Origin of the sequence: Pseudomonas sp. R19M, assembly GCF_050312585.1 — a bacterium.
Lineage (GTDB): Bacteria > Pseudomonadota > Gammaproteobacteria > Pseudomonadales > Pseudomonadaceae > Aquipseudomonas > Aquipseudomonas palleroniana.
In genome coordinates, this window is record NZ_JBNPJV010000092.1 from 258,365 (window position 1) to 271,000 (window position 12,636).

Sequence of the window (12,636 nt, forward strand, 5' to 3'; positions counted from 1 at the left end):
CTGATGGTTCGCATAATGTATATTATGTTAAATGAAGTGCTATGCACGATATGTTCATAAGCCATGTAAGTCACTGATTCGACGAATTCGATTTTGACGCCTAGTCTTTCAACGGGCCATGTTTCGTGTTCGTGGCGAGACCTTGAATGAGGTGGCTGTCGATGAAGCTGATCCAGTGCCGTTTCTCTTCAGGTCAACGACTACCGCTGCTTGTACAAGCTGGTGATGCGACGCCGTTGCCCATACTCATTCCGTTCATCTACGTCCAACTCAAACTCAGGCACCGCGCTTACAACACGGCTGCGGCGCACCTGCGTGCGATCCAGGCTTTCTACGCCTATGCCAAAAACCGAGATCTGGATATCGATGTGAATCGCCCCCAGTTTCATAGACACCTCCTAGCCTCACAATTGAGGCTGTTAGGAAGGGCTATAAGCAACTAGCAACCACACTGAACTCAATTCTGAGCCTGACAGGGACTACCCTATTTCCAACCAGTTCCCAAAGTATGTTTTTTTGAAATTCAGCATCCATCACCCTCTGGACTGGGACCGTCAGAGATTGGGGCGACGAGGCTAAGGACGGAGGTGAAAACTAGGTCTATGAACATCTATCGATGAACAGCCGCATTCATTTCTGGAGCATTAGCCAGCGGTGCTCCACTCATGAGCGATTCATGAACATCTGACATCGCCCACTTGTTAAATAATGTATCCGAACGGATACTTCCCTCCAGCTATCCAATGCCACTACCCCCCCCCCCCCGTGTGAACCTTGAAACCAAAACGATGCTGGGATGGTTAGAATATTCCCGTGCCGTTATGCGACTCGTCATGTGACTGACAACCGCTTTAGTTGCGCAAACGGGATGCCAGTCCGAAGATATCGACAGTGGCCCGTATTACGTCGAGCGCGAGAGTCAATCGCGTCGAGGGCAGCAACAATAGGGGAAGACCTCACGAAAATGCTCAAATCGCCGCCCGCAACTCACGTGGTGACAGGCCATAGTGTGAGCGAAAGCGCACAGCAAAACGTGAGGCCGATGCGTAACCGCAGGCACCGGCGATTTCACCGATCGGGCGAGAAGTTGTTTGCAACCGTTGTAATGCTGTCGACAGTCGAACGCCCTCCAAAATATTCCTGAAACTATTACCCTCTTTCGCCAGTTGGCGGCGCAATGTCGACTCACCCAGGTTCATGTGTTGTGCGATGCTTGCGACCGTCCAGTCTCTCTCCGGACTGGCCATTACCAGTTGCTGCACACGTTCACACAGTGGATCGTTGCGTCCCATCAGCAGAGATCCGATCTGGCCGCCAAGGCATAGGCTCAGAAGAACCGCTTCCCCATAATGTGTGCATAGTGCCTGCGGGGCGTTCCCATTGATGGCGGCCAACAGCTGCTCCCATGCCTGGGTTGTGTGCCTGTCCAGAGGAACGCATAGATCGGTCTTCAGTACACCACGACAGCTCATAATCTGCTGGCTATATCGGGTGATGAAGTTACGCAATGTCGAGACGGGAAAGGTCACCGCATCGGCGATGTAGTGACCGTGAGGGCCGGGGAAGTTGGAGATACCAAGCTCGCGCCCGGCCGGCATCAGAATCAGATGATGAGGCCCTGCGCGCATCTCCCGGTCATCCCATTGCAACAGTTTTTCCCCCTGTCGCACTCGACACAAGGTGGTCACGAACACCGGGACCCTTGGCAAGCTGAGGGGTTGTCGCGCCCGTATGACACATGCATCGATAATGTTCTCCCGGTGCTGTATGCCGTCACATGGGCGCATCGTTCTTAACGTCCGTAAGTTGAAGTAATGGTCGCTTTGGCCAGGACGTTAGCGTTGAGCATGTAACCTACCAAGGCTCCGCTGGCTTGGTTGTCGAGCGGTAGTTTATCGGCTTTCAATGCCCATACGGTGAATTGATAGCGATGGGGTTTATCTCCGACAGGTGGGCAAGCTCCACCAAACCCCGGCTGACCATAATCGGTTCGCCCTTGTACTGCACCGACGGGCAGGTTCGCTCCCACTCCTCTTGGCAAGCTATGGGTGGAAGCTGGCAGGTTAAACACCGTCCAATGCCACCAACCGCTACCGGTTGGTGCATCGGGATCGTAAACGGTGATCGCGTAGCTTTTAGTACCTGTGGGGGCGTTTATCCAGGAAAGCTCAGGAGAAGTGTTGCCACCTTCGCAACCGAAGCCCTGGAACACTTCGCGACTGGTCAGCGGGCGATTGTCAGCAATATCCCGGCTGGTCAGTACGAAATCGGCAGCGTATCCACTGAATGTTACTGCCATGGAAAGTGCAGGCAGGATTAATCTGATTTTCATCACGACTCCATCTGAGTCTTAAAGTGAAGCTCTAGTCTAGGTTGAGCAAAGAGTGGTTACTGTGCCGAAATGCTCGATAACAGTGCTGAAATGCTCAATTGCTCAGGTGAACAATTGAATCTCGACCTGTGTTGGCCAGACGTTTACGGGCTTCCATCGTCCAAAAAAGATGTTTGCGATTCGGTTATCGCACGATAGGTTCCTCCCCTCCTCCTGAAGCTTAAACAGATGCATCTCTGCGCTCGCGACAATCGGCTCGACGTAGGCCGATGGCAATACGGATGCGCGGGGACAATAGAGACCCTTGAGCTATCGGGAACTCAGCGAGTGGATTGTCCATTGGTGGTCAGGACATCTCTGTGACAACATCTGCGTTGCCATAGGATCCGGGATACTGGCCTCCGCCCCCCCATCCGATTCGCTCCCCGCATCCCCCTGTGGCACGTCGCATGCTTGCCTGACCCTGGCCTGTCCACATGGAGTACGAGTGAATGCCTGCGCAAACCCGTTTCATCAAGCATTACCAGAAAGCCGACCGCATCATGCTCGCTGTGATCTGGCTGATGGCCCTGTTTTCGCTGGGCCTGGCGTTTTGGCACGACACGTTGCTTCAAACGCTGTTCGTGGGTGTCGGCACCAGCGTGGTGCTGACCTTGGCCTATCGGGTCATCGGCGGCACACGCCTGATGCGTTGCGCGCTTGGCGTTGGCCTGATGGTCATGGCGGCGTTGCACATCAACCAGGCCCAGGGAGTCATCGAATCGCACTTCGGTATCTTCGCGCTGCTGGCGGTGCTGACCGTCTACCGCGACTGGCTGCCGATCCTGGTGGCCGCGGTGACCATCGCGGTGCACCACGTGGTGTTTCATGCCTTGCAGCACCAAGGCTTTCCGGTATTTGTGATGGAACATCACGGCGGCTGGAACATGATCTTCGTCCATGCGTTATACGTGGTCATGGAGACGATCGCCCTGCTCTACCTTGCCGTGCACAGCCAGCGCGAAGCGGTAGAGAGCCAGGAAATGCTCGAAAAGATGCTGGCCGTCACCACCCAGTTCAACGATGGATCCGCCACGAGTAAGGCGGAAACAGCCCACGTGCCCCTGGCTACCCGCTTCGATCACTTCCTGGCGCAGATTACCGGCTTGATCGATGGCGTCGCCCGCGACTCCCACGGCCTCGGCCAACTCGGCCAGGAACTTGCCCACGCCAGCGGCACTCTGGAAACCGGCGCACGCCACCAGCTGGCGGAAATCGTGCAAATGACCGGTTCCATGCAACGTATGGAAGACGCCACGGGCCATATCGCCGTGCATGTGGAACATGCCGTCGAGCACGCGGCTCAAGCCAGCCGGCAGGTTATTCGCGGCCAGGAAAGCGTTGGCCGGGCCCAACAGGAAATAACCCAACTCGCCACCCGCCTCCACGACACCAACGAGACGGTCCAGGAACTGGCCGTACAAGCCGAACAGATCGGCTCGGTGCTGGAGGTCATCAGCAGCATCGCCAACCAGACCAACCTGCTGGCGCTCAACGCCGCCATTGAAGCCGCCCGTGCGGGTGAGCAAGGCCGTGGGTTTGCCGTCGTCGCCGATGAGGTTCGTAACCTGGCGCAGCGCACGGCGCTGTCCACCCAGGAGATCAAGACTATTATTGAGGGGTTGCAACACGGCAGCCGGCGGGCGGCGCAGGCCATGCACGACAGCCGCCAAGGCGTGGAACGGTGCGTGGAAGACAGCCAGTTGGCAGTCGAGATGCTACGCGCGGTGGGCAACGATATCTCGCAGATTGATCAGTTGAATGGGCGGATCGTATCGACCACCCAAGAGCAATCCACGGCGAATGTGGAGATCGTGGGACGGCTGCAATCGGTGCAGAACATTGCGCAGAACACCGCGCTGGATGTGGAAACGCTGGCCAGGAGCAGTCAGCAGTTGCCACCGATTGCGGTGCGGCTGGATGCACTGGGGCGCCGGTTTCATAAATGAGTTGAGCCTGTTCCGGTGTCCGGTTCCGTCTGCGTTGAGCTATAGAGGCGATAGATAAATGCAGTCGTGGGGCTAGTAGCCATCTGCTACTGTTCCAGCCAGACACAGGCTAAACGAGAGAGATCATGGACGCTTTGGATCAAGAAAGGGATTATGAAACACAGCGCCTGGCACGCGTGGCGGACTTGTGCCCGCATGACAATGAAGAGGATGAGGTCTTCGAGAAAATAATTGCGATGACCTCGGAGTACTTCAATGCGCCCATCGCGCTGATATCCATTGTGGAAAAACACCAACAGTGGTTCAGGGCGCGCGTGGGGATAGAAGAACGGTCCACACCGCGGGATGTCGCATTTTGCGCTTATTCTCTGCGTGACAGAGAGTTCATGGAAATCCTGGACGCTCACGAGGACGAGCGCTTCATGAACAATCCGTTAGTGACCGGCTCACCTTTTATTCGTTACTACGCAAGCGCCCCGCTGCTCACCCATGACGGTTTCTCCCTCGGTAGCCTGTGCATCATAGATACCGCCCCCAGAACCCCGATGCGCTCGCGCGATGCAGCCATGCTGACGTATTTCTCTGAGCTGGTGATGATGCAAATCAGGGGCTTGCGCTCCCGAAACTATGTAGATCAGCCGACCGGGTTATTCAACCGCCTCCGGTTGGAAGAAGATATCCGCCAGGCGCGCGCCAAAGCGGAGCCGTACCACGTTTACGCGGTTGATGTGATTTCACCGAAGTTCTTGAATGATGTAGTCAAGGCACTCGGTTACAGTTTCGCGCAGGCGTTGATGCTGTGCGTCAAATCACGCCTTCAACGCCTGATCCCCAAACATTGCCTGCTGTACAAAATCAGCCCCACACGCTTTGGGTTCCTGCTCAAGAGCGATGTTTCCATCGAGCAACTCTGCGCGAAAATCCTTGCCAATTTCGAGGAACCGGTGGACTGCCGGGGCATTCCGATCCTGATGCAGACCGGTATTGGTGTACTTTCAATCCAGGGCCCGGAGGAGAAGGACTGGCTGCGCCTTGTCGTCGGCACTGCGGATGATGCGAGGGTGCGTAATATCGGGTGGGCGCTGTATCAGCCGCAGCTGGATGCGGCTCAGCAACGCGCGTTTACGCTCCTTAGCTCCTTATCAGAGGCCGTACGCTCGAGCACTCAATTCAGTCTGGTTTACCACCCTAAGATCAACATACCTGGCTGCACATGCGACAGCGTTGAAGCACTGATCCGCTGGACGCATCCAACACTTGGCGTGATCAGTCCGGCAGAATTCATCCCCCTGGCAGGCAAGACCGCACTGATGCAGTCCATCACCTTCTGGGTCCTGGAGGCAGTAGTCGAACAGTCGCGCGCATGGAAAGCCGAGGGGCTTGCGGTACGGGTCGCGATGAACGTGACGGTCAGTGACCTCGAAAACTCGCGGTTCGTGGATAAAATCGAAAGCTACCTACAGGCAGGCAAACTGGCTCCTGAAGACTTGGAGCTGGAATTTACCGAAAGTATGGTCATGTCCGATCCGGAGAAGGTCGTACGCCAACTCGAAAGAGCTCGAGATCTGGGAATAGAAATTTCGGTCGATGACTTTGGCACGGGCTACAGCAATTGGACCTATTTACGTCAGCTTCCGGCCAACTCAGTGAAGATCGATCAATCACTGATCGGCAACCTCCCCCACAATGAAAAAGATAAGCGCCTGGTCAAGACACTTATCGAACTGGCTAGGGGGTTGGGCTACCGAGTAGTCGCCGAAGGTGTCGAAACGCAAAGCACTCTTCACCTGATCGCCAAATGGGGCTGCACGCAAGCGCAGGGCTACTTGATCACCCAGCCTCTAAGCCCGCAAGCGTTTAAGAAATGGTTTGATCGGGGTGGGGCCGCTCTGGAACTTGCGCCAATATTCTAAACCGGTTTGCTCCGCTCACCGCCGTTCCCAAATCCAAGGCGTTCTCCAGGCGAGTCGTTAAGTATTTTGAGCAAGGGCCGATAGCCAGCATACTGCCGTCTCCCCTATACGCCTTGCCGTCGACGCTTGAGGATCAAAAAAGAAGATGCGTTTTCATTTGGGTGCTTTCAAAGTTGCCGACGTGATCTTTTGCACCCTGATCTGCCTGACAGGCATTGCCGTTACAGTCTTGGTGCTGACCTTTTACACAAGGACAGAGCAGCGCACCGCCAGCGTTGCATTCAAACTCGAAGTTGACGAGCGCTTCAGTCGCGTACAGCGACGTTTCAGTGTGCAAGATTTAAAGCTGGACACCGTCAAGCGGTTCTTCATCAACGCCGACGACGTTACTGAAAAAGAATTCATGGGCTTTGTCACGCCGCTGGTTGAGGAAGGCGAAACCTATGGCTGGGTCCAGAGGATCCAGCAGAAGGATCTGGAGTCCTTTCGCGCCGAAGCGCTGCTGAACGGAACCAGCGATTTTTCTTATCATGAGATCAACCCCCTCAACGGCCAAACGCGTCCCCTCACTGAACGAGCTGAACACTGGATACTGCTCTACCTGCTGTCGCTGGATGATGTAAAGATCACCCCAGGTACGGACGTCATGGCCAACCCGAATCGTGAAGCGCTGTTCACCCGAGCTCGCGAGAGCCATCAAATGGTCGTGTCGGACCCGCTGAAAATGTCCAGTGGCCAGTTCGGCGTGTTCTTTATTGCACCCGTGTTCGGCCCAGACGCCACGATTCCCGAGCATGACGATGGCTTGCAGGGCTACGTGGTTTCCACCGTGCGCCTGGCGTTCTTGATGGAACAGAATATTCCATTGGCAAGCATGCTGAGGCTGAACGTGACGCTCTCAACGATTGACGCAGCGGCCGGTGAGTACATTTATCAAAGCTCAACGCCGCCAGCCGATTCGGAACTCTACGAGCGGCGGCTGCTCAACGTCGCTGACAATACCTACGTCATGCAGTTTCGGCCCGGCCCGGCGTTTTCGGCGGCCAATAGTCACGTGTTTTCCAGCGGCCTGATTGTTGTATCCGGGGCCGTGTTGACGCTGTTGATGACCGCGATGATGTTCCTGCTGATCACACAACGCACCCGCGCGCTTTCCCTGGTTGCCGAGCGCACCCAAGAATTGCAGACCATGAACATTACCGACCACCTCACCGGCGTGTACAACCGACGCTACTTTGAAACATCCATGGCGCGCCTGCTCATGGAGGCCAATATTCAACGCCAACCGCTATCGCTGATCATGTTCGATATCGATCACTTCAAACTCATCAATGACCGCAAGGGGCATCTGTGCGGCGATAAAGTCCTGCGGCTTCTGTGCGCCCGGATCAGTGCGGCAATACGTAAAAGCGACCTGTTATGCAGGACGGGCGGAGAAGAATTCGCACTCATATGCCCGAGCAGCGCACTGAACGACGCAGGAAAACTGGCAGAAAAGCTCCGCTTGTTGATAAGCGCCCTCCCGTTCGATGAAGCGGGCCAGGTGAGTTGCAGCTTTGGCGTGGCGACGTGGGCACCCCCTGAGTCCTTCGAGGACCTTATGCGGCGGGTGGACGCTGCCATGTACGCCGCCAAATCCGGCGGTCGTGACCGAGTACAGTTGGCCCCCCAGGAAACCTGCGCTCCCTTCGTTTAAATGCACGCTTGAATGCACTATGACGCGCTTCTCTTGCCGCCGAGGAGTTCGCGAGCAACGATAATCCCCCCTAACAGCCCTCCGGCTATCGCGAGAGTGACGGACACTCCCCATTGAGCCGCGATCAACCCGGCGAGCAGCCCGCCAATCGCCTCGAAGCCAAAGCGTAGCGCGATGTAGAACGCGATCACTCGTCCACGCAGTGCGCCAGGCGCTCCACTTTGCAGTTGCATATTACTGCTCACGTTACTGACGGTGATCCCAAACCCGAGCACGGCCAGGCACAGTAATGCCAGTACCAGATGAGTAGGTATGGCCAGCCCCAGCAAACCCAATGCGCATAACACCGCCCCGGCCAATATAAAATGCTGCAACCTCGACGCGGAACCGCTGACCGCCAATAGGATGGTTGCAAGAAACGCCCCGGAACCCGCCGCGCCCCACAGCCAGCCAAGCGTACGAGCATCCCCCGCATAAACGGTCTTGGCTAAAATCGGCAGCAATGCGGTGTAGCACGACGCAAGGAGGTTGATGATCACCACACTGACCATCAACCGCCGAACTTCGAGGGTTCTCCAGAGATAACGCAACCCTTCGCGGAACACTTCACGGGTTGAACCACTGGCTCTGGGGCTGGGTGTCGTGCGTACTTTTACCAGCCCTATCAACAGGCACATGAACGCAAGAGCCGTGAGTAAAAAACAGCCCGCTTCGCCCGCTGAGGCAATCAGGACGCCGGCCAACGGTGGGCCGACGAAGCGCGCGGCGTTGATGAGCATGGCGTTGAGTACAAGGGCATTCGGCAGGTCTGCTGGATCAGGCACAAAGCTTGCGATCAATGCCTGGCGAAGCGGCGTTTCTACTGCGTTGAGCAACCCGAGCAGCAATGCCATCAGCGCAAGGATCAAGCCGTTCATCCATTGCTCATAGGCAAGAATCGCGAGCGCCAGCGACTGTAGCGCGAGGATGGCCTGTACGATGATCAGCAGGCGACGCTTGTCGTGCCTGTCCGTCCAGGCTCCCGCCAGAGGGCCTATCAGCAGTTGAGGCGCCAGGGTGAGGAAGGTGATGGTGCCAAGCAGTACGGCTGATCCTGTCAGGTGATAGGTCAACCAGGACAACGCCACCTGCTGGACCCACTTGCCCAGGGTGGAAACGGCTTGTCCTGCAAAATAGATTTGAAAGTTACGATGTGCCAGCGCTCTCACGGAGGCGGGCCACTTCCTGCGTTGCGTGGTGATGGGGTCCAGCAAGGCGTTGCTCCTGATTAGCAAGTAACAGCAATGCCCGCCCCATCGCACCTCAATGGCACATCAGGGTAGCAGGCAACCTTTTTTCTTCAGTGACTCAAGTACCCAGGTGCGATCATTGGTGCCTTGGGCAATTTGCTCCATCTGCTTGCACTCGGCAGCATGCTTGGCTGACGCACGATCAAAGACTTCGCCGACTTGATCGAAAGGTACACACAGGAGGCCATCGTCATCGCCAATTACCAGGTCGCCCGGCTCGATCACCATACCATCGATAGCAATAGGCACGTTGATCTCGCCCGGGCCATCCTTGTAGGGGCCGCGGTGTGAAATGCCTGCCGCGAACAGTGGAAAATCGCCTGCGCCGATGACAGCCGAATCGCGAATTGCACCATTGATCACGATACCCGCGACACCGCGCTTGATGGCGTAGGCAACCATCATTTCGCCGATCAGCGCATTGGACAGGTCGCCCCCCGCATCGACCACCACCACATCACCCGGCTCTGCAATATCCAGGGCGTAATGCAGCATGAGGTTGTCACCCGGGCGAGCCTTGACCGTGAGCGCAGCGCCGGCCAATACGCCTGCACGATGCATCGGACGCACCTTGGCGCCACCTGCCGTCATGCGGTTCATTGAGTCGCTGACGTTCGCCACTGGAACCTCCCGGTAACGTGCAACCCACTCGGCATCTACCTTGCGCGCACGCTCCAACACCCTGAATCCAATGCTCATGTGACAAACCTCTACTGACGTTGCTTATTGAATTTATTCGTTGCCGTCGGCCGAGTAGCCAAGGCTTAATTTCAGAATTGCATTTCATTTATCTTAATGCAACAAAGAATTTAACCGGCTATCTGACAAAAAAAGCATTTCAATCACGGATATTGCAACGTCATTTCATTATGGTAATGTCGATCTGTCGCGACGCTCTCGCTTTGATCGTCAGCCATACCCATAAGAACAAGGTACCTGTCATGACCCGAACCCTCCTGCTTACCGGGCCCGAACTGGCTGCAGACGCAATGAACCTGGCCGCACGCCAGGGCGTCAGGGTAATCCCTACAACCCCCTACATTGCTGCTGACGAGCTGGAAGCGATCATCCGTGCCGAGCAACCCGACGCAATCATCGTTCGCCAGGGGCAATTGACCCGCGCGATGATTGAGGCCTCGTCCAGACTCAAGGCGATTGCCAAGCACGGCGTGGGTTACAACACCATTGATATCCAGGCGGCTGCCGACCATGGCGTGCCAGTGAGCATCGCTGTCGGTGCCAACGCGCAGTCCGTCGCTGAACACGCTTTTGCGCTGATGTTCAGCGTGGCGCGCCAGACTGCATTGCTGGACGCACGCATGCGCGACGGTCACTGGGACAAGACCTCGGCGAACGGTATTGAGTTGTTTGGCAAGACGCTCGGCCTGGTGGGTTTGGGCTCGATCGGCAGCATCCTGATGGACCTGGTTGCCCCGTTGAACATGCAGGTAAAAGTTTACGACCCCTACCTGAAGCAACTGCCGCAACGCGATCATGTGCAGCGCGAGGAGGATTTCGATCGACTCCTGGCCCAGAGCGATATCATCAGCCTGCATTGCCCGCTGACGGACACCAACGCAAACCTGATTGGCGCCGCGCAACTGGAGCGCATGCGCCCAGGCAGCATCCTGATCAATACCGCCCGGGGCGAATTGATTGATACCGACGCACTGGTCAAAGCGTTGAGCGAGCGCAAGATCGCAGGCGCCGGCCTGGACACCTTCAACCCCGAGCCGCCGCCTTCCGACAGCCCGCTCTGGGGCCTGCCGACACTTGTCGCCACTCCCCACGTGGGGGCCAATACCGGCGAGGCACGTGATCGCGTCGGTCTCGTTGCACTTCAACAGATTCTTGATGTGTGGGCGGGCAAACCCCTGGATCCGCGCTGTGTGGTCAACCAACATCTGCTCGAGGCCAGTACCGCGGTGCAGTGACCTTGCCCCCACTGCCCTGGCTGGACACCAGGGCCGCCCACAATGAACGCGACACTCCAGAAACAATAAAAATCGGAGAGCCTCATGACCTCAGCAACTTCCACCGTAAGTGAGCTAGAGCGCAGTACGATGCACCGCGTCGCCTGGCGCATTCTTCCATTTCTGATCGTCTGCTATTTGATTGCGATCATCGACCGCGGCAACATCGGCATGGCCTCGCTGCAGATGAACGGAGACCTGGGCCTGACGGCAAAAGTCTTCGGCTTCGCGAGCAGCCTGTTCTTCGTCGCGTATTTCCTTCTCGAAGTCCCCAGCAACCTGGCCATGCAAAAATATGGCGCGCGTATGTGGATCGCCAGGATCATGATCACGTGGGGGCTGATCTCGGCAGGCACGGCATTCGTGCAGGGCGCCAACTCCCTGTATGTGATGCGCTTCCTGCTCGGAGCCGCCGAAGCGGGTTTCTTCCCGGGGGTCCTGCTTTACCTCACCTACTGGCTGCCCTCAGCTTACCGTGCACGCATGGTGGCGATCTTCATGGTAGCGATTCCTGCCGCCAACTTCATCGGCTCGCCGCTGTCCGGTCTGTTGCTCAGCCTGGACGGCTGGATGGGAATGCGCGGGTGGCATTGGCTATTCATCCTCGAAGGCATACCCGCCGTCCTGCTGGGGTTTGCTTGCCTGTTCGTGCTCACTGACCGCCCCGAACAGGCTAAATGGCTGACCGATGAACAACGCCACTGGTTGACTCAGCGCCTGGCTGAAGAGGCTTCGAAAAAAACCGCAATCGGCCATATTTCCTTGTGGAAACTACTGCGCCATAAAGACATCTGGGTGCTTGCCCTGATCTACTCGGGGGCCTCCGCCGCCGGCAGCACCATGAGCGTCTGGGCCCCGCAACTACTCAAGACCTTTGGTTTGAACTCTCTGGAAATCGGCCTGGTGAATGCCATTCCCTATGGTATCGCTTCGGTCCTGATGATCGTGTGGGGACGCAGTTCCGATCGCACCGGCGAACGTCGCTGGCACACAGCAATGACCTTGTTGCTGATCGCGTTCGGCCTGCTCCTGACCCTGTTCACCTCCTCCTTGGTTGCCACCGTCATTTTGCTCACCCTGGTGTTGGTCGGGGCCTACTCAATGAAAGGTCCATTCTGGGCGTTGGTTTCCGGTTGGCTCTCCTCCTCCACGGCTGCTGCCGGGCTCGCAGCCGTAGGCGCAATGGCAAACCTGATCGGAGGCGGCCTGATGGTGAATGCTTATGGCGCGATCCACGACGCAACAGGCAGTTACGCGATAGCGCTTATGCCCCTGGCGGCGCTCTGCACGCTGGCAGGAATCATGGTGTTGGTGATTGGCCGCAAGCGTCAGCGGGAGCACGCCGAGTTGGGCGCATCCGTGGTCGCCAAGTAAGCGCTCCTCAATCGACGCCAAGATGCCGAGCTCCCGCAAGGGAGCCTCGGTATCGCTTCCAAACCCACATC

At 56.9% G+C, this 12,636-nt stretch carries 9 protein-coding genes and 1 pseudogene; 6 read left to right on the plus strand and 4 right to left on the minus strand.

Translation table 11 applies throughout. From position 1 onward, the window contains the following. Window positions 1-161: 161 nt before the first annotated feature. Window positions 162-368: pseudogene (locus ACQRBT_RS22575) on the plus strand (site-specific integrase); the annotation flags it as partial. Window positions 369-968: 600 nt separating this feature from the next. On the opposite strand, the gene ACQRBT_RS22580 reads toward ACQRBT_RS22575, so the two are convergent. Then, window positions 969-1,787, minus strand: coding sequence for a helix-turn-helix transcriptional regulator (locus ACQRBT_RS22580; protein WP_244383485.1), 819 nt, complete (start codon window positions 1,785-1,787; stop codon window positions 969-971). Window positions 1,788-1,792: 5 nt separating this feature from the next. Beyond that, the gene (locus tag ACQRBT_RS22585; RefSeq protein ID WP_198761355.1) at window positions 1,793-2,332 is read right to left on the minus strand and encodes a kinase inhibitor; all 540 of its coding nucleotides are present in this window, start codon (window positions 2,330-2,332) and stop codon (window positions 1,793-1,795) included. A gap of 491 nt (window positions 2,333-2,823) precedes the next feature. Between ACQRBT_RS22585 and ACQRBT_RS22590 the strand changes: the two genes are divergently transcribed. The 3 genes from ACQRBT_RS22590 to ACQRBT_RS22600 all read left to right on the plus strand — a co-directional run bounded on the left by ACQRBT_RS22590 (window position 2,824) and on the right by ACQRBT_RS22600 (window position 7,929). Next, window positions 2,824-4,320, plus strand: coding sequence for a methyl-accepting chemotaxis protein (locus ACQRBT_RS22590; protein ID WP_161548096.1), 1,497 nt, complete (start codon window positions 2,824-2,826; stop codon window positions 4,318-4,320). 125 nt (window positions 4,321-4,445) lie between these two features. After that, window positions 4,446-6,233: a sensor domain-containing phosphodiesterase gene (locus tag ACQRBT_RS22595; protein ID WP_412046051.1), complete on the plus strand. Its 1,788-nt coding sequence runs from the start codon at window positions 4,446-4,448 to the stop codon at window positions 6,231-6,233. Window positions 6,234-6,378: 145 nt separating this feature from the next. Continuing rightward, window positions 6,379-7,929, plus strand: a complete 1,551-nt coding sequence (locus tag ACQRBT_RS22600) for a GGDEF domain-containing protein (RefSeq protein WP_060753054.1) — start codon at window positions 6,379-6,381, stop codon at window positions 7,927-7,929. Window positions 7,930-7,946: 17 nt separating this feature from the next. On the opposite strand, the gene ACQRBT_RS22605 is transcribed toward ACQRBT_RS22600, so the two are convergent. Further along, the gene (locus ACQRBT_RS22605; protein WP_412046050.1) at window positions 7,947-9,182 is read right to left on the minus strand and encodes an MFS transporter; all 1,236 of its coding nucleotides are present in this window, start codon (window positions 9,180-9,182) and stop codon (window positions 7,947-7,949) included. A gap of 60 nt (window positions 9,183-9,242) precedes the next feature. Then, window positions 9,243-9,917, minus strand: coding sequence for an RraA family protein (locus ACQRBT_RS22610; protein WP_060753055.1), 675 nt, complete (start codon window positions 9,915-9,917; stop codon window positions 9,243-9,245). Between the two features lie 242 nt (window positions 9,918-10,159). Here ACQRBT_RS22610 and ACQRBT_RS22615 point away from each other — a divergent pair, with 242 nt between their 5' ends. Next, complete coding sequence (locus ACQRBT_RS22615) at window positions 10,160-11,152, plus strand: hydroxyacid dehydrogenase (RefSeq protein WP_412046049.1); 993 nt, start codon at window positions 10,160-10,162, stop codon at window positions 11,150-11,152. An 84-nt stretch (window positions 11,153-11,236) separates the two neighbouring features. Continuing rightward, window positions 11,237-12,565: an MFS transporter gene (locus ACQRBT_RS22620; protein ID WP_205343818.1), complete on the plus strand. Its 1,329-nt coding sequence runs from the start codon at window positions 11,237-11,239 to the stop codon at window positions 12,563-12,565. The last annotated feature ends 71 nt before the right edge of the window (window positions 12,566-12,636 follow it).

What these genes read in the sequence shown, in the direction of transcription:
- ACQRBT_RS22610 (WP_060753055.1), bottom strand. Translation starts at nt 9,917, where the DNA reads ATGAGCATTGGATTCAGGGTGTTGGAGCGTGCGCGCAAGGTAGATGCC.
- ACQRBT_RS22600 (WP_060753054.1), top strand. Translation starts at nt 6,379, where the DNA reads ATGCGTTTTCATTTGGGTGCTTTCAAAGTTGCCGACGTGATCTTTTGC.
- ACQRBT_RS22595 (WP_412046051.1), top strand. Translation starts at nt 4,446, where the DNA reads ATGGACGCTTTGGATCAAGAAAGGGATTATGAAACACAGCGCCTGGCA.
- ACQRBT_RS22590 (WP_161548096.1), top strand. Translation starts at nt 2,824, where the DNA reads ATGCCTGCGCAAACCCGTTTCATCAAGCATTACCAGAAAGCCGACCGC.
- ACQRBT_RS22585 (WP_198761355.1), bottom strand. Translation starts at nt 2,332, where the DNA reads ATGAAAATCAGATTAATCCTGCCTGCACTTTCCATGGCAGTAACATTC.
- ACQRBT_RS22620 (WP_205343818.1), top strand. Translation starts at nt 11,237, where the DNA reads ATGACCTCAGCAACTTCCACCGTAAGTGAGCTAGAGCGCAGTACGATG.
- ACQRBT_RS22615 (WP_412046049.1), top strand. Translation starts at nt 10,160, where the DNA reads ATGACCCGAACCCTCCTGCTTACCGGGCCCGAACTGGCTGCAGACGCA.
- ACQRBT_RS22580 (WP_244383485.1), bottom strand. Translation starts at nt 1,787, where the DNA reads ATGCGCCCATGTGACGGCATACAGCACCGGGAGAACATTATCGATGCA.